Origin of the sequence: Psychrobacter sp. AOP22-C1-C5 (assembly GCF_052378885.1) — a bacterium.
Taxonomy (GTDB): domain Bacteria; phylum Pseudomonadota; class Gammaproteobacteria; order Pseudomonadales; family Moraxellaceae; genus Psychrobacter.
In genome coordinates, this window is sequence record NZ_JBQSYC010000010.1 from 71542 (window position 1) to 89557 (window position 18016).

Here is an 18016-nt window from a genome sequence, read left to right on the forward strand (position 1 = left end):
CATCGGCGCTTTTATACTTGCTTGCCGGTCATGCTAAACCTCAAACAACCTAAACAATATCTAACGTCCCTTCGATAAACTCTTTAGCAAAGCGCTGTAGCATGCCGCCAGCGTTATACATTTTGACTTCGTCAGCCGTATCTAAGCGGCAGATAATAGGCGTCTCAGTAGTACTGCCATCCGTACGATGAATGACCAAAGTCATCAGCCCGCCAGCAGAGACATCACCCTTGACATCAAACACTTCTGTGCCATCGATGTGTAACGTATTGCGTGTCGTTCCTTTTTCAAACTGTAGCGGGAGCGCGCCCATGCCGACAAGGTTTTGACGATGAATACGCTCAAAGTCCTCAGCGACGACCGCTTCCACACCCGCCAAGCGCACGCCTTTCGCTGCCCAGTCACGGCTTGAGCCTTGACCATAGCCGTCACCCGCGATAATGATAAGCGGCTGTTCACGGTTCATGTAGGTTTCAATCGCCTCCCACATGCGCATGACCTGACCTTCTGGTTCTACACGTGCCAGCGATCCTTGAATCACGTTGCCATGCCTACCATCAACGCCATCACGAACCATCTCGTTAAGCAGTTTAGGATTGGCAAAGGTAGCGCGCTGAGCGGTTAAATGATCGCCGCGATGGGTAGCATAAGAGTTATAGTCTTCCGCTGGTAAACCCATGGTATCGAGATACTCGCCCGCGGCAGAATCACCCAAAATCGCATTAGAAGGTGACAAATGGTCGGTGGTGATGTTGTCACCTAATACGGCGAGTGGACGCATACCAGTGAGTTTATTCATCGCCGCCATTTTGCCTTCCCAATACGGTGGACGACGGATATACGTGGTCTGATCACGCCAGTCATAGAGCGGACTTAATGCTTTTCCAGTATCTTTTTTGGCTTCGTCAAACATCGGGATATAAACTGCGTTAAATTGCTCAGGCTTAACGGCAGCAGCGACAATAGCATCTACTTCGTCATCATCGAACCAGATGTCTTTTAGATAAACGTCATTGCCATTTTGATCTTTACCTAGTGAGTCTTTTTCAATGTCAAAGCGAATGTTACCCGCGATGGCATAAGCGATAACTAGTGGGGGTGATGCCAAAAACGCTTGCTTGGCATACGGATGAATACGACCATCAAAATTACGGTTACCAGACAATACCGCAGTGGTAAATAAATCGTGGTCAATGATTTCTTTTTCGATATCAGGGTCGAGCGCACCGCTCATGCCATTACAGGTGGTACAAGCAAAGCCGACCACGTCAAAACCGATTTCTTGCAACTCAGGCATCAATCCGGCTTCTTCTAAATACATTTTTACCGTTTTGGAGCCGGGTGCTAATGAGGATTTGACCCAAGGTTTGCGCAATAAGCCTTTGGCATTGGCATTTCGGGCAACCAAGCCCGCTGCCACCATGTTGCGTGGATTAGAAGTATTGGTACAGCTGGTGATAGCAGCTATAATCACCGCGCCATCTGGCATAAGACCATCTTTTGGTTCAGGCAATTTTTCATCAGCACCATGAGCGATGCCTTTGGCAACCAAATCCGTGGTCGATACGCGTGCATGTGGACGCGAAGGGCCTGCCATATTCCGGACGACCGCTGACAAATCAAATTCGAGCACGCGCGCGTACTCAGCGTGTTGCATACCATCAGCCCATAGACCAGTTTGCTTGGCGTATTGTTCAACCAGTTTGATTTGATCCTCAGAACGGCCTGTCAGACGCAGATAGTCGATGGTTTGCTCATCAATATAGAACATTGCAGCCGTTGCGCCATACTCTGGTGTCATATTGGAGATAGAGGCACGGTCACCAACGCTTAGCTGGCGTGCACCGTCACCGAAGAATTCAATATAAGTAGAGACCACGCCTGCATCGCGCAAGAACTCAGTCATGGCCAAGACCAAATCCGTACCCGTAATGCCTTTTTGCAATTTACCTGTTAATTTAACTCCAACATAATCCGGCAAGCGCATATAGGAGGGATTGCCTAGCATGACGCTTTCGGCTTCAAGCCCGCCCACACCGATTGAAATCACACCTAGCGCATCGACCATTGGCGTGTGGCTGTCCGTACCAACCAAGGTGTCAGCGAACGCGACTGACTCACCGGCTTTGTTCTGTACGACTTGTACGACAGGCGACATTTTTTCTAGGTTGATCTGATGCATGATGCCGTTGCCGGGCGGCACGACGTTGACATTATCAAAGGCATACTGACACCAATTGATAAAGTGAAAACGGTCATCGTTGCGGCGCTCTTCAATGGCGCGGTTTTTCTCAAACGCGTCTTCTTCAAAACCGGCGTGCTCAACAGCTAATGAGTGATCAACGATTAGCTGAGTGGGCACAATGGGATTGACTTTAGACGGATCGCCGCCTTGCTCAGCGATGGCATCCCGCAGACCTGCCAAATCTACAAACGCTGTCTGGCCCAAGATATCATGACAGACAACACGCGCTGGATACCAAGGAAAATCAAGATCTTGCTTGCCCTCGATGTGCTGCTTGAGCGCGTCCGTTAAGTCCTCTGGCGGGCAACGGCGTACTAGGTTTTCGCACAATACTTTTGAGCAGAACGGGAGCTTGTCATACGCGCCAGCTTCAATACCTTCAATAGCCGCGCGGGTATCGAAGTAATATAGGTCAGTGCCGGGCAAGGGCTTTTTAAATTCATCGTTCATTGGCTGTACTAGAGCGTTGTCCATGGGTCACCTTTGGAGGTTGGCTGGTTATATGTGAAAAAATCCTTCCTTTAGCAAAACCATCATTACTACTGTTTGCGTTAGTAGGCTTTGCTAAAAAAATATTGGCAAAAATTAAAAAGAAGTTGTTTGAACAGATAACGGAGTAACGGCTAAGTATAAAGACGGCTTTGACCTAACCGCTATAGAATCACTAGCCAGCATAAAAATTGCGCTGGCTAGTGATAAGACGTTTAACGCGCACTGATCTCTGGCACAGAACGCAACTCTTCACCCGTATACTCTGCACTCGGACGAATGATACGGTTATTGGCACGTTGCTCAAACACGTGCGATGCCCAGCCCGTCAGGCGCGAACACACAAAAATTGGCGTGAACAGTTTGGTGGGAATACCCATAAAGTGATAGGCAGAGGCATGGAAAAAGTCGGCATTACAGAACAGTTTTTTCTCGCGCCACATGACTTCTTCACAGCGTACTGAGACAGGGTAGAGCACCTCATCGCCCACGTCAGCGGCCAATTTTTCAGCCCATTCTTTGATGACCACGTTACGCGGATCAGATTCGCTATAGATGGCATGACCAAACCCCATGATTTTGTCTTTACGTGTCAGCATCGCCATCATCTCGGTTTCGGCTTCATCCGCTGAGGTAAAGCCCTCAATCATATCCATTGCCGCCTCATTCGCGCCGCCATGCAAGTGACCACGCAATGACCCAATCGCGCCTGTGACACAAGAATGAATATCGGATAAAGTAGAGGCACACACACGAGCGGTAAAGGTCGAGGCGTTAAACTCATGCTCGGCGTATAGGATAAGCGACACATTCATAACCTTGGTGTGTAGCTCGTTTGGCTTTTCACCTTTAAGCAGATGCAAGAAGTGACCGCCAATGGTGTCATCGTCCGTTTCGGTCTCGATACGCACGTTGTCATGGGTAAAGCGATACCAGTAGTTAATGATAGATGGGAATACCGCCAGCATACGATCGGCCTGATCGTTTTGCTGAGCAAAGTCCGTTTCGGTCTCAAGATTACCGAGCATCGAGCAACCGGTGCGTAACACATCCATCGGATGGGCGCTGGCAGGAATACGCTCAAGCACGTCCTTTAGGTCTTGTGGTAGACCGCGCATCTGTTTGAGCTTGGTTTGATAAGCGTCAAGCTCACTTTGCGTTGGCAGGTTGCCATAAAGTAGCAAATATGCCACTTCTTCAAAAATGCATTTGTCCGCCAGCTCCGACACGTCATAACCGCGATAAGTCAGACCAGAGCCTGATTTACCAACGGTAGAGAGTGCGGTTTTGCCCGCGACTTGTCCACGAAGACCTGCGCCTGAAAGTTCTTTCTGTGCTGCCATGTTGAATTCCTTTTTTGGTGGCTTTTTTAACGGTTGTGATAGTAAAACGTGACTCATACTTACTTATTGTCGGCAAACAATTTGTCTAGCGTTTGCTCAAATTCATGATAATTTAAGAAATCATACAGCTCCATACGGGTCTGCATGGTATCGACGACCTTGTCTTGCGTGCCATCGTTCAATAAATGCTGATAGACGTTCAATGCGGCTTTATTCATCGCCCGAAAGGCCGATAGCGGGTACAGCACCATGTCGACACCTACTCCGTATAGTTGGTCTGTGGTATAGAGATCTGTCTGACCAAACTCCGTCATATTGGCAAGGACTGGAATGTGGAGTACATCGGTGAATTTGCGATACATCTCAATGTCTGTGAGCGCTTCAGCAAAAATCATGTCAGCACCTGCCTCTTGAAAGGCAACGGCGCGCTCAACCGCAGCGTCCAGCCCTTCTACCGATAGGGCATCGGTGCGTGCCATCACAACGAAGTCTTCATCCGTTTTGGCGTCTAGTGCCGCCTTTAGGCGATCGACCATCTCTGAGATACTGACGATTTCTTTGTTTGGGCGATGGCCACAACGTTTTTGTGCCACTTGGTCTTCGATATGTACGGCAGCAACGCCCGCTTTTTCCATTTTTTTGATGGTTTGTGCGATATTAAATGCGCCGCCAAACCCTGTATCGATATCGACCAGTAGTGGTGTATCGACAGCATCTGTGATACGGCGGGCGTCTTCTAAGACATTATCCAGACTGGTCATACCCAAATCAGGTAGGCCAAAGGATGCATTGGCAACGCCAGCGCCAGAGAGATACAAGGCTTGATGACCGACTTGGGTTGCCATCATCGCGGTGTAGGCGTTAATCGCGCCCGCAATCTGCAATGGTTGATTATTATCGTTTTTTTGTTTCAATGCACTGCGAAAGCGCGCGCCAGCCGATGCTACAGTCATATCGTGATCCTTAGATAGAAGGGTAATATTCTCTTTCTTGGTATCGATTATACTCAATTCTTAGAGATTACAAAGCCAAATTCGATTAGCATAAATTAATATTGTATTAGTAAAATTAAAAGTATTTAATATTCGAATAGCACTATCCGAAAATCAATCATTTGCTCCCTATACTATTTGTATTTATAAAATAAAGGGACACAGTAAATTTTACTTTTACATTTATTTACAAAGAGAAGAGAGAGGCCTTTCTATATGGCTGTAATTTTAGATAAGAAAAAACCCTTATAGCGAGGCTACAAGGGCTTTATTTTAGAAGAGTATGAGTATTCTAGTGAAGCACGGTTTAACCAAACAGGCCAGCGAGATTGGCTAAGAATAATAAGGCAAAACCTGCCAAGAATATGAGACCTGCAATAGATAAGGCGTTCATACCAAGCGAGAGTTTCTTGTGTTTTGTGACCAATGAGTAGTTCAACCAACCAAAGATAGGGGCGGACACAAATGCTGATACCATCGCAAACTTCAACATAGCACCTAATTGACCCGTAAAGAAGGTGATAATCACCAAGCCGCCACCGATGGCATACGTGGTCCAAAAAGCGATTTGCTTTTTATTGATCTCGCTCTCACCTTTGAGCAAACGCCAGCACTCAGCGTTAGCACGGCCATAACCATCCGCGCAAGTAATCGTGGTGCCAAACATACACATAAAAGCGACGAAGGCGACCAGCAGTCTTGACCATTCACCAATGGTCGCGGTGTACATGTTAATCAGCTGATTGACATACGCGCCGCCCACTAGTTCGATCTCTTGACCTGAGCCGTACTGGACAAACACGCCAAGCGCCAAGAAAAACAATGCCAAAATTGCGGAGACCAAGTAACCAACGTTGAAATCAAGCAGTCCTTGACGATGCGTGGTGTGATCGGTTTTGACTTTGGCTGATGTCCACATAGAGGTAATCGCGGCGAACTCAAGCGGTGCTGGCATCCAGCCCATTAGAGCGACGATAAACCCTAAGGTTGCAAGATTCCAAGGTGAGGCGGCAACAAAGTCCACAGCCATCACTGTCGGCTTGCCAGCCGCAATAACAACAGCTGCTACCGTGGCAAGCGTGAGGGCAATCATAATCCACTTGGTCACACCATCAAGCAACTTGTAATGTCCGGCAATCAGAAAAAACCACGACACAACAACGATGATTACTGACAGAGCCATCGTCGACAGATCCAAAGATTCTGGCAACATAAAGCCCAATATCACAGCGGCAAGCAGTGAGACCGCGCCGGTACTGATAACGGCTGACAGTACAGAAAGAATGAAATAGACCCAGAGATACACCTTTGAGCGTTTGGCATAGCCTGCAATCAAACTCTCGCCTGTATCGTAGACGTAGTCGGTGGCAAATCGAAAAAACGGATACTTAAAAACGTTGGCCAAAATAATCATGATGGCCAGCTGCCAGCCATAGATGGCCCCAGCCTGTGTGGATGAAATCAGATGAGAGCCACCAATGGCGGCCGTGGCCATTAGAATCCCTGGACCGAAGATGCGCCAACTAAAGCCTTCCTGGCTGGTAGCACTATCTAGATCATGTGTTCGTTGTGCAGTCATAAATACCTCGAAATGGTTAAAACGGCAAATTATCACTTACCTGTGTCAGCTTGCCAATGATCATTAGACAACCGCTTTATGACCTGTTTGCTTATAAAACGATTAATCTTGTATCGACTTTAGCACACCAATACTATTCAGGAGAATGATTATTCTAGTTATTATTACTATTTGTTTGCATTGCCATTCTTTTTGGCTATCATAATCAGACGCTAACATCAAGTATTAGGACAGATTATTTTTGGCGTTTCTTTATAGCATACTATTTAGCTAATATCTTATGATTTAAGAGCATCACATAAATTTTTGCTGCCGATACGTAATACCGCGCTGCTCATACACGTGATAGATCGCCGTGAGCAAATCGGAGATTTTGGGGTGCACAAAGTCTTTAAGCGTATGCAAGTAAATGGGGGAGGTGACATTTTCGTGCACCAAGCGTTGATAGCTGATTTGTTCGGTACGCACCGTTTGTAGGCTGGCAGGTACCAGCGTAATACCTTCACCAGCAGCCACCAATCCTAAGGCTACTTGTAAGTCACTGACTGTCGTGGTGGTAAATGGTGAAATGCCGTATTGTGCAAACAAATGCAATAAAGGCTCAGTAATTGGCTCACTAAAAGAGGCTGCCGATTTGGTTGAGCGACTGGATTTTGGATTAACGGTGGTATTGGCCGTGAGATTAGCACTTGCTGGCTTAGGTTTCGTTAACGCTGTGGTTATCGGTAAATGTGTTTGGTGATATAGGATTAAGCGGTTGTTTGCTAGGTCAATCAAGCGCTGATCGCTTATATGGGCCAAAGGATGGGATTTGGGCAGAGCAACGACATACCGCTCATGACGCAGTAGGATTTGTTGAATCCATGGATCTTGATGGGCAAATCGGCCAAAACCGATGTCGATCTCGCCTGATTTTAGTGCATCCATTTGCTGGTACGAGCTAATGTCTTTGAGAGTGACTTCAATGTCGGGGCTGGATTGTTTGAGCCTGGCGATAATTTCAGGCAGCAGGCCATAAAGCACAGAGGGCACAAAGCCAATGTTTAAGATGCTACTTGGAGCGGATAACCGCTGGGTCATACTGGTTACGGTGTCAATCTCTGTCAGTATGGTACTGATTTTATCGTAAAAAAAAGCACCCGCTTCAGTCAGATTTAACGGTCTGTGGTAGCGATCAATCAATTCTACACCCATGTCCGTCTCAAGTTGTTTGAGCAGACGGCTCAGACTGGGCTGTGATAATCCTGTTTGGGCTGCTGCTGCGCTAAAGCTTCGCAGATCGGCGATAACTATAAATGCCTTAAGCTGTTTTAAGTCCATGTCCTCAAACCTATCATTTATATTATTTCTATGTTTTTTGGCGTTATCAGTAGCGTATTTTAGTCATATTTTAAAAATATTGAGTTCACCAAATAAATTGTGCTTGAAGATAACGAGGTGAGCAATTATATTGTTTGCTAACGACATCGTTACATTTTAGCAAGAAACATCATAACTTCATTCTAGCAGTCATTTGATGCCAGTAGAATAAACTGGTTTGGTATTATTCTATGAGCGACAAAAAAAACGACATTGATACGGATTTTGAAGAAAAACTGGCTGAAATAGTCGGTAAAAATTCGCGTAACCGTACCAACAACATTTACGAACGTTTTATCAATCGTGTTGACAATAGCGACGAGGACTATGATGAGAGTCATGAGACTGGAGGCGGACAACAGGCGGACAATGCTCAAAACCTGTCCACGCATGTGCCTCTGGATACATACGAGCGTAGCCTATTAGACACTCAAAAAGAAGATAGGGAAGTAGCTCTTGAATTTACGGATGTCATCTTTGATTTTTCAGATTTAGACAAAGAAGCATCAGTAAGCGAGAGAGTAAATGCAAATAAATCGTTTAGAGATAGTGATTTAGATAATGATTCATTTGGCTTCGACTTCGTTAGTGATGATATAAACGATAGCCGTCAAGCACCTGAGCCTACTGTGCTGCCGGATAATGAAGAGACGGTACCTTTGCCTGATGGTCGAGAGACTGATAGCAGATTAGTACATCAGGACTTACCAACACAACCAGCCGATCAAAAAGAAGCACCATCACCTGATAAGCTGGCAAATAGCAAAAAACCACTCATCATTGGTATGATATTAGGCTCGCTACTGATCGGTGTTGTCGTAGCGATACTTATCTTTACTGGGATATTGTCACCTTCACCGCAGAGTAATGTATCCAATTCGGCTAACGCAAATATGAGTAGCGAGGTAGAGGCGCAAGCAGCAACTGAAAGCGTTGCCAATGTCAGTACAACTCCAGCACCAACGGCGGTAGACAATGTACCATTGGCTGATACCAGTCCTAGCAATCCGTCAGCCGTCACGTCGCAACAAGCCAGCCCAGTCAATAAGAGCCAAGTAGCGACATCTGATGATACGGCGGAACCAACAACCGCCACTTTAGATACTACTTCAAATACCGAACCTGCCATCACTTACGAGGATTTTAGAGAAGAGTCGCAGATTACGGTGTATCGTGAGACAAATGACTAGCGTAAAGAACTAAATATCGCCTTTTGCCATGCGTTCTTCAAAAGAAAGTCTAATATACGCGCCAATACTACGCAGCGGGTCGGGCGGTATCCAGCTCGGCGCTGAATGAGTGAGGATAAAATCTAGCTCCGGACTTTCTTTACCGCAAATGTACTCTGCCATATAGTGACCCAAATAAGTGCCTTTTGCCACCCCAACGCCATTCATAGCAGCCATCACGTATATGCCAGAAGTATGCTCTTTAAAGACAGGCTCGTGATTCATGGTCACGCAAATCATACCGCCCCATGTGTATTCAAAAGGAACATCTGCCAGTTGTGGAAAACGCGCCAGATACGATTTACGATGTGTGGCTTTTGCTTTATCGAGGACTGTCTTAGGGCTGGATAAATGCGGCTGATAGTTCAACGTATTGCGGATAAAAATTCGATTATCTGATGTAAAGCGTACCGTAGTACCAGCAGGATGGACAGAGGTCAACCCCCAAGGTTCTATACCTTGTTCTATGCCTTTAAAATTCTTCATTTCATTATCATTTAGCTGGCGAGTCAAACTGGCATAGGTAAATATCGGTGTAATTCTGTTAGATACGCCAAATTTTTCTGTAAAAGCATTGGTGGCTAAGACGATGGTATCGGCATTAAGTCGTGCTTTTGGGGTTTGAATAATCTTGTTGGTTAAGTCTATGGCTTGGACTGGTGTGTTCTCTAGCAAAGTCACATTGCTTGGTAGGGCGCTGGCGACAGAAATTGCCAAAGCTGCTGGGTTTACCAATATATTGCCTGATGTATAAACCGCGCGCTTATAGTAATGAGTGCCCAATCTCTCGGCAAGCATATCCTCATTTAGAATCTCGTACGGCTCTCCAATGGCCTCTAGCGTATTCACAAAATCCGTCAAGCCTGAGAAGTGCTTTTCTTCATGAGCTGCCAAATACTTGCCAGCCTTATGCCAACTGACATCCAAGCCTTGTTGCTCTTGAATACGCTTTAAACGCTGAATAGCAAAACTGTTTAAGTCTCGAACTTTAGTATTTACTTCTGCATTTGGTTCCGTTGGATCTAAATTATGCGGCAAATCAATAATGAAGCCTGCATTGCGGCCCGAAGCCCCTTGGCCAACTTCTAGCGCATCAATGAATCAACCTGCCGAATTTTGATTGGAAAAATCGTTCTAACATAGTGGCAAGATGATGGTAGTCGTTATGGCTGTAAATTTCTACCTATCGTTTTTACTGTTTCTTAATGAGACGTTAAATTTTGAGGAAGTATCGTGCAAGAATCACGTAAGTTAGAAGATTATCTGATAGAGCGGCCTAAACCGAAAGGTGTAGACGTTCTTTGTGGCTTGAAGCATTTTGCGATCATAACCTACGCCGTTCCAGCGGATAGGTTCAAAGGGTTATTTCCTTCTCGATTTCAACTAGATGTCGTAGAGATAGACGGACAAGAGATGGGGCTAGTATCAGTAGTGCCTTTTATCGATGTCGATTTTACTTCAGCTGTTTTTCCCTTTCCGAAATTTACCATGGGGCAAACAAACTATCGTATTTATATAATCGATAATGAAACTAAAGAGCGCTGCGTATGGTTTCTTGGTACAACGCTCGATTCGTGGACGTTAGCAGTTCCTAGATACTTATGGAGTTTGCCATGGCATACTGGAAGAGTAACTTTTGATTGCTCTTTCAATGAATCAACCGGACTGTATGAAAAGTATCATATGGAAACTTCATCCAGTTGGGCTGAAGCTTCGGTTGAAATAGTGCAATCAAAATTCGATGAACTAGAGTTTCCTGGCTTCCCTGACGTTGAGTCAGCATTGGTGTATCTTACCCATCCTCTTGCTGGGTTCTATTATCGAAGGGACAAAAAATTAGGTACATATCGAGTATGGCACAAAGAACTCAAAGTCAAACCAGCAAAGCTAAAGTCTGCTAGTTTTAAGCTTTTGTCTAATTTAGGCATAGTTGAGGAGGCAGAGCAAAGTGTCCCTTATAGTGTGTTAATAGAGCCAATAAACGAATTTACGATTTACTTACCACCTACCGTTATCGAGTAAAAACTTAACAAGCGCATCAATAAGCACAAAAAAAGCAGACATCATAATCGATATCTGCTTTTTCTTATTTCAAAGTTATTTTTTAAGCAACGATTAGCCCTGAGGTGTGATTAGATACTTCTCACCAGTCGCTTGTTTGCCATAGGCAGCGATTGATTTTAGTTGCAAGGCCTCTTCTAGCGTTACTTCATGCGTGTAGCTGCTGGCAAATGTAGTGGTGATTTCTTCTGCCACGCGTTTGCGCATCGATGCGACCGTTTCAGAACCTAGCTTGCCAAGTGCATTGAATAATAAGAATCCATTAATGCCCCAAGCAAAACCAAAATTACGGTTTATGGTAATAGGGCCACGGTCTAACGCTCCATAGATATACGCTTGTTTAAAAGTGTTTGAGCCATATACGCTGTATTCTTCTACATCACGGGTGATAGCTGCTTCCATACAGTTTAGAATATCACTGGATAACTTGCCGCCGCCAATAGGGTCGAATGAAATAGTGGCACCTGTTTCGATAATCGCTGCGGTTAAGTCCGCAATGAACGTATCACTGCTTGAATTGACCACATATTTTGCACCCATATCACGTAATATTTTTTCTTGTTCTTCTTTACGCACGATATTGATGAGATCAATACCATCGGCCATACAGATACGATTGAGCATTTGGCCGAGGCTAGACGCCGCTGCTGCATGAATGATAGCCTTATGGCCTTCAGCACGCATGGTTTCGACCATCGCTAATGCGGTAAGTGGATTCACAAAAGAAGAGGCGGCTTCTTTGGCTGTCGTGCCGTCTTGCATCTCTATACAGCTTTTTACATTAACGCAGTGATACTGACGATAGGTTCCGCCGCCAATGACAGCAACCATCTTGCCCATTAGTGCTTGTGCGGCGGGCGAGGAGCCTGCTGCGATAACGGTGCCAGCGCCTTCGTTACCTACGGGCGTGTCTTTATTCACACGTGTTTTGAGTGCTGGCATGACTTTAGCAGGTACGTCAGCGGTAATCACAGGGCTGTCATCGGTGCCTGACTGGGTGGCAGTTGACATGTCGGCGGCACTGAACATTACGCCAAAGTCAGACGGATTCAATGGCATGGCTTCCATGCGAACGACGACTTCGTCAGCACTTGGTTGTGGCATCTCGATGTCTTTTAAAGATAGGGTTAGTTTATTGTCATCGCTGATGGTGGAAACCAGTTGTTTATTTCTATCGGTCATAATGTTTACTCCTAATTGATTATATTTTATTCTCAGTATTATTTAGATTGCGCCGCTTGTATCTGAGCTTTCACATGCGTCATAAATTCGGGCATGCTTGCTGCGCGATCTGCTTCTATCTTCTGGGCAATGTCAGATTGTCTCATAGCCTTACTCCATTCTTTCATACCCGGTATCTCTGCCAGAACATCCCAGTCGAGCTGAGTTGAACCCACGGCTTGGACGATAGCGTTGACATAGTGCATATAGATATCAGCCATCGTAAATTCCTTACCCGCAATCCAAGGTGAAAACTGGCACAAGCGATTTAAAGCAGGAATGCCGCGGGCGAGCACTTGACGTACTTCTTGTTTGAGGGCATCAGGTGCATCGGTGCCTGAAAAAACATAAGAAATTAGGCGGCGACTTGGCAATTCAAAATAAAGCTCTGCTATTTTCATAATTTGACGCACAGCTGCACGTTCTGTGGGAGATTCAGGGTACAAAGGTATGGCAGGGTACGCTTCTTCGATGTAATCGCAAATGACACTCGACTCTGAAAGACTAACGCCTTCATCTGTTGTGATAGCAGGTACTTTGCCCATTGGGCTGACAGCAAGCAACTCGTCATTACCAGTAAATATAAGGTTTTCTTGAAATGGGATTTCTTTATATAACAGAGCATGTTTTATTATGTTGTAGTAATTGCTCGAAGCAAAACCGTGCAAAGTAATCATATGTTATTTTTCCATTATTGGTGTTTGGGTTGTTTTTATTAGGGAAGCTTAAGCTAAACATATTATCGCTGTTTTTAATAAGGTGATATATAGGGCAAAACGCGAATCACTATTGCCTTTAAGACAATAATAAGGTCAAATTACTTAGTAATTGATACAGATATGTTGGAAAATTGACTATTTATTGAATGGAGATAGGTTTTGGATCAGTTACGGGCGATACGATACTTTAGTAAAGTGGTCGAGACAGGCAGTTTTAGCAAAGCGGCGAAGGTATTTGGTGTGCCGCCATCCTCTTTATCAAGACGAGTTTCCGATTTAGAAAAGAGTTTGGGCGCCACACTGCTAAAGCGTTCGACTCGAATCGTGAAGCTGACAGAGGTAGGGCAGGTTTATTATAACGATATGCAGCACATATTGAATCAGCTAGAGCAAAGCAAAGAAACGGTACGCAGTTATCAAACAACACCCATCGGACGTCTACGCATAAGCTCGATGGTGGGTTTTGGTGAAAAAATACTGCTGCCGTTACTGGATGAGTTTAGTGCGTTGTATCCGAAAATCGTGCTTGATGTTAGTTTGAGTGACGAGCTATCAACACTGGGACGTGATGATGTCGATATTGCTATTCGTGGTGGCTATGCACCAAACGAGCGCGTGCTTGCAATAAGGCTCATGGATAATGAATTTATTCCAGTGGCGTCCCTCAGCTATTTGGAAAAATATGGCATACCTGACCATGTCATGGAGTTAAAGAAACATAGGGGACTTTATTTTAAAGCACCATCAGGGCGAACCCCTTGGTTATGTTATGTGGATGAGCAATGGCATGATGTCTCAGGGTCCGTAGTAGCGATTTCAAACAATGGGCCATGGCTGGCACAAAGAGCCTGCGCGGGTGACGGTATTTTAATGTCTACACGTTGGGCGTTGGCATCCTACCTTGAGTCGGGTGCGCTACAAGAGCTGACGTTTGAGCATGAGTTGACAGTCACTCAGCATGCGGATATGGCGATTTATTTGCTGTATCAAAAACAGCGATATTTGGTACCCAAGGTAAAGGCGGCGGTCGATTTTTTGGTAGAAAGGATAAAATGATTCTACTTAGTTGTTAGTTGTACTTATGGAAAGAAGTTTGCTGGATAATGATAAATTCAAGTTTTTAGCCAGTAGGTGTTTTTTGTCTTAACATACTAATCGCAAATAGCCCAAGTATAGTGCCTGATAACCATCTTTGGATAAGCATGATATAGGGTTTTTTAGACACGGTATTTTTGATTGAAGACGCGCTCAGTACAATGAGTCCATTACCTATAACTGCTATTGTTATTTGCACCATACCTAGTTGTATGAATTGACTAAAAGTAGAACCATTGGATAGATCAATAAACTGTGGAATAAGAGCTGCATACATTAGCGCAATCTTGGGATTTAATAAGTTAGTAATGAAGCCCATTGAGAATAGATGTAGAGGTGAATGAGGCTTGAACTCATGAGCGACAAACACTGATTTACCTTTCGGCTTAATCATGTTCCAAGCTAAATAGCCTAGATACACGGCCCCTAGAGTCCTTACAATATCATACATGATTGGAACTGACTTAAACAAAGCAGCTAAACCGATAGCCGAGGCAATCATATATATTAAGAATCCCAAGCCAATTCCGGCCAATGATATCATTCCCGCAGTACGCCCTTGAGAAATGGATCTTGAGATTAAATACATCATATTTGGCCCAGGGGATAACACACCTCCTAATGCTATTAGCGATACAGCAAATAAACTTGCACTTGTAACCATCTTTCTTCCTTATGAATTTATGTCGATCTCTACGAAAGGTAAGTTTATCACTGTATAGAACTCAGAATACTTAATTTTCTTGAACAGATAGGTTAATGTGATCGTTATTTAATTAACGTTTTGAATAAAGAGTATATCAGCGATAAAGTCAGAAAAAGACTGGGAGAGGCACTAATAGGAGCTATGCAGTAAGCATGGGAAATTTATAGATCCCCTTAGCAACATATCTTTCCGTATTACCAGATCGTATATTAAAAATGCGAAGCAAAACAAAGAAATAACCAAGTTTTTAGTAATTATTAGAAAAAATATAGACAAATGTCATTTAATGACTGACACACCATATTGAGGATATAGGTGCTAAGTTAGCGGTACCATCCTCATTCAATGTTCCAATGAGGGCGACGGGCGTCCCAAAATAGAGGACTTTTGGTGCGATTGTTTTATGCATGATTCAATACTCTTTCACATAATGGTGTCTACTTAGTTTAAAGAAGGTTTATAACAAAGTATTCTTGAATCTTGCTTTTCAATTCTTGTAGTGTGTTTTGTAGAGTAAAGGAGGCGACGGTCAATTTTTTAGTAGAAAGGATAAAGTAATGGTTGAGCACTGACTGTGAAAATTACTTCTTAATACTTTAATCTACTTTTGTAAGCTAAATTATATTAGAATATATAAGTAACATACATCAATTAATGGGACAGTTTATGTAAAAAGGTGTATTGAGCGATGATTTTATCAATAAGTATAATAATATTGGTAATTCTGATATGGAGAAGAATAATCTATGGCATAGACTGATAATATGGGGTGAGAAGCTTTCGTCTCTTTTATTTATCGCTGGATTGTTATACAGCATATTTATTTGAAAAGAGTTATGTCTGATAGAGAACATTTATTGAAGAGCTTGGGAATATACGAAGTTCGAGCGCAAACCATCTAGGATCCAAAACTATGACAGATAATCGACGGGGTAGATTGAATTGGTATTTATCCTAGTGACGAGAGAATCCTAGAGAGTACTTGAATAAGCAATACATGTATATGTGCAAGCTGATTAATCATCTATCACAAGTCCATCAATACACCACCTTATACTATCTGCGTAACTAAATCTCCTCAGTTTAACTGTACGGATTTGACGGCGGGGGTCAATACCTATTATGTGGCTGATGCAGGAACTAATATTGAGGGAGAGGATGGTATGATTGGAGGCGCAAAATATAACTATGAGGTCAGCTACAAGGTAATACCACAAGACGCTAAATATTATCCAATCCGCCTTACTCGCAGAAGCCTAGATGCTAAGTATAATCACGGTAGTGAAGAGTTGTTTTTTAATATTGAAACACAGAGTTATGAATAAAATTTTCAAATTTAGTTGTTTAAAAAGGAACAATAATAAAGTGTATGTAGTCGTGTAGGGTGCAATTCATCGTAATATTAGAGAGACTAGAAATAATAGATGCTGCTTTAAATACACTCACTCCCTTACCATAAGAAAAGTATAATTTATGATAAACAAACGCCCATCTAATTCCTCACGCACGATAAGTCCACTGCTGATCGCTACCTGCGCGTCCATAGTCTCAACCTTAACGACCGCACAAATCCCAACTTTGCCGCAAATGCCTATTCCAGCAGATATTGCTCAAGCCATCAATAACGTCATGACAGTCAGTTATGGCTCAGACTATGACAAACTGCGCGGTTGTACCCTTTATCATAAACAAGAAGTCTTCGATAACAAAGGCAGTGATTATATCTTTAAGGACAGCTACTGCATCGCTCCTATCAAGTATCAAGTTGAGGAAGTCAACGGTGAGACTCGGCTGTATCTGCTAGCCTCAGGCTACGTTTATGATGGAAAATCAGGTAACGCTTACCCCGGTATTGGTGGTCTATTTGAGCTGTATAAAATAGGTATAGGTAACGCTTGGGTCATGTCCTCAAGTGACCCTTTTATCTATACTGGCGGCTCAGGTAGAAGTCAGCTCTATGATTTTGATCTGTCTCAAGTTGGCGATGACAAATACGCTTGGACGGGCAAGCATTGCGGCGGCAAAGGTGGGCAAAGTGGCTGTCTATGGACTATGTATGCTTCCATAGATAGCAAGGTAAAACCCGTCGCTGAGATAGATCTTGATTATCATAATGAGATAGCAAGAAAATCTATCTATCATGAGGGTGAGGGGCATGTCAGTCATGAACTTTATAAGCCTATGACTGGCGGCTTTTATCCACTGACTGTGACTATCGAAAATACCTCCGTCAACTATCGTAATGGTAAAGAGATAGCACCACGCACCAAAGACATCAGAACTTATGAATATCGTCCGTCCAAGCAGCAGTTTGAGTTGGTTAAATAGCTTTGGTTTATCTAATTCTTGAGCACTTGATATACAAGGAGCTCAGTCTGTACCATGAAGTTATTAACACATAGACTTTATTTAACTTATGCGTACCTAAAGTCAGGTTCACGAGTTAACAGAGATGATTAGCTAGTAAAAACAATGCTCTATAGTGAGGAGGAAAATAAATGGTTCATGAACCTTAATATCTGACTTAGACTGTGTACCACAATTCTCATTTATTATAGAGTGTATATGAAAGTAGATAAGTATTCGAAGACTTGAGTCTACTTATCAAGAATTTTTCGATGATCACCCAAAAGATAGAGTGATATTTTGCCAGTTCAATAGCTTTGATAAACTTTCGTAGGTGCGCGTGATAAGAGCTCTGATATTATTATTTAAGGTAGAATGAACCTCACCGGGATTGTCGGAGACTCAACTTCTGAGAGATTACGACAATTAAAAGACAAACCTACACTCCTGAGATTAAAGAACGCACCGTTCACATGCTAATTGAAGCAGCGAGCGACTATCCCTGTGCGATTCACTATAAATACTCCAAAACAATGATACAGAGTTAACTACAAATAATAGAAATAAATTTATGAAGTATAAGAGAGTAAAATAAATATTGATGCAAACTAGGGTGTGTTGACAATTACCGT

15 protein-coding genes are annotated in these 18016 nt (G+C 43.6%); 5 read left to right on the forward strand and 10 right to left on the reverse strand.

Annotation, left to right across the window (positions count from 1 at the left end):
• Nucleotides 1–49: 49 nt before the first annotated feature.
• The 5 genes from acnD to ACT3TH_RS11910 form a co-directional block, all read right to left on the reverse strand.
• Nucleotides 50–2719 (reverse strand): Fe/S-dependent 2-methylisocitrate dehydratase AcnD, encoded by a 2670-nt coding sequence (gene acnD / locus ACT3TH_RS11890; RefSeq protein WP_444756044.1) that lies wholly within the window; start codon nt 2717–2719, stop codon nt 50–52.
• A 230-nt stretch (nt 2720–2949) separates the two neighbouring features.
• Entirely contained in the window at nt 2950–4077 is a 1128-nt protein-coding gene (gene prpC / locus ACT3TH_RS11895) for a bifunctional 2-methylcitrate synthase/citrate synthase (RefSeq protein WP_444756045.1), read from the reverse strand.
• A gap of 59 nt (nt 4078–4136) precedes the next feature.
• The gene (gene prpB, locus ACT3TH_RS11900; protein WP_444756046.1) at nt 4137–5030 is read right to left on the reverse strand and encodes a methylisocitrate lyase; all 894 of its coding nucleotides are present in this window, start codon (nt 5028–5030) and stop codon (nt 4137–4139) included.
• A gap of 346 nt (nt 5031–5376) precedes the next feature.
• Entirely contained in the window at nt 5377–6648 is a 1272-nt protein-coding gene (locus ACT3TH_RS11905; protein ID WP_444756047.1) for an NRAMP family divalent metal transporter, read from the reverse strand.
• A gap of 294 nt (nt 6649–6942) precedes the next feature.
• Nucleotides 6943–7968, reverse strand: a complete 1026-nt coding sequence (locus tag ACT3TH_RS11910) for a LysR family transcriptional regulator (RefSeq protein WP_444756048.1) — start codon at nt 7966–7968, stop codon at nt 6943–6945.
• Between the two features lie 230 nt (nt 7969–8198).
• Here ACT3TH_RS11910 and ACT3TH_RS11915 point away from each other — a divergent pair, with 230 nt between their 5' ends.
• A complete protein-coding gene (locus ACT3TH_RS11915; protein ID WP_444756049.1) occupies nt 8199–9197 on the forward strand; it encodes a hypothetical protein in 999 nt (332 codons plus the stop codon).
• Between the two features lie 9 nt (nt 9198–9206).
• Here the strand turns inward: ACT3TH_RS11915 and ACT3TH_RS11920 are convergent, their stop codons facing one another.
• Nucleotides 9207–10334 carry an NAD(P)/FAD-dependent oxidoreductase gene (locus tag ACT3TH_RS11920; RefSeq protein WP_444756059.1) on the reverse strand — a complete coding sequence of 376 codons (1128 nt, stop codon included), beginning with the start codon at nt 10332–10334 and terminating at the stop codon, nt 9207–9209.
• A 135-nt stretch (nt 10335–10469) separates the two neighbouring features.
• Between ACT3TH_RS11920 and ACT3TH_RS11925 the strand changes: the two genes are divergently transcribed.
• A complete protein-coding gene (locus ACT3TH_RS11925; protein ID WP_444756050.1) occupies nt 10470–11258 on the forward strand; it encodes a DUF2071 domain-containing protein in 789 nt (262 codons plus the stop codon).
• Between the two features lie 93 nt (nt 11259–11351).
• Here the strand turns inward: ACT3TH_RS11925 and ACT3TH_RS11930 are convergent, their stop codons facing one another.
• Together ACT3TH_RS11930 and ACT3TH_RS11935 are read right to left on the reverse strand one after the other, a co-directional pair.
• The gene (locus ACT3TH_RS11930; protein ID WP_444756051.1) at nt 11352–12479 is read right to left on the reverse strand and encodes a zinc-binding dehydrogenase; all 1128 of its coding nucleotides are present in this window, start codon (nt 12477–12479) and stop codon (nt 11352–11354) included.
• A 38-nt stretch (nt 12480–12517) separates the two neighbouring features.
• Nucleotides 12518–13195, reverse strand: a complete 678-nt coding sequence (locus tag ACT3TH_RS11935) for a glutathione S-transferase family protein (RefSeq protein ID WP_444756052.1) — start codon at nt 13193–13195, stop codon at nt 12518–12520.
• Nucleotides 13196–13396: 201 nt separating this feature from the next.
• On the opposite strand from ACT3TH_RS11935, the gene ACT3TH_RS11940 reads away from it, so the two are divergent.
• Nucleotides 13397–14293: a LysR family transcriptional regulator gene (locus tag ACT3TH_RS11940; protein ID WP_444756053.1), complete on the forward strand. Its 897-nt coding sequence runs from the start codon at nt 13397–13399 to the stop codon at nt 14291–14293.
• Between the two features lie 64 nt (nt 14294–14357).
• Here ACT3TH_RS11940 and ACT3TH_RS11945 read toward each other — a convergent pair whose 3' ends face one another.
• The gene (locus ACT3TH_RS11945; RefSeq protein ID WP_444756054.1) at nt 14358–14996 is read right to left on the reverse strand and encodes a LysE family translocator; all 639 of its coding nucleotides are present in this window, start codon (nt 14994–14996) and stop codon (nt 14358–14360) included.
• Between the two features lie 325 nt (nt 14997–15321).
• Nucleotides 15322–15447, reverse strand: a complete 126-nt coding sequence (locus ACT3TH_RS11950; RefSeq protein WP_444756055.1) for a hypothetical protein — start codon at nt 15445–15447, stop codon at nt 15322–15324.
• Between the two features lie 715 nt (nt 15448–16162).
• Between ACT3TH_RS11950 and ACT3TH_RS11955 the strand changes: the two genes are divergently transcribed.
• Both ACT3TH_RS11955 and ACT3TH_RS11960 read left to right on the forward strand, forming a co-directional pair.
• The gene (locus ACT3TH_RS11955) at nt 16163–16363 is read left to right on the forward strand and encodes a hypothetical protein (protein WP_444756056.1); all 201 of its coding nucleotides are present in this window, start codon (nt 16163–16165) and stop codon (nt 16361–16363) included.
• 148 nt (nt 16364–16511) lie between these two features.
• A complete protein-coding gene (locus tag ACT3TH_RS11960) occupies nt 16512–17366 on the forward strand; it encodes a hypothetical protein (protein ID WP_444756057.1) in 855 nt (284 codons plus the stop codon).
• The last annotated feature ends 650 nt before the right edge of the window (nt 17367–18016 follow it).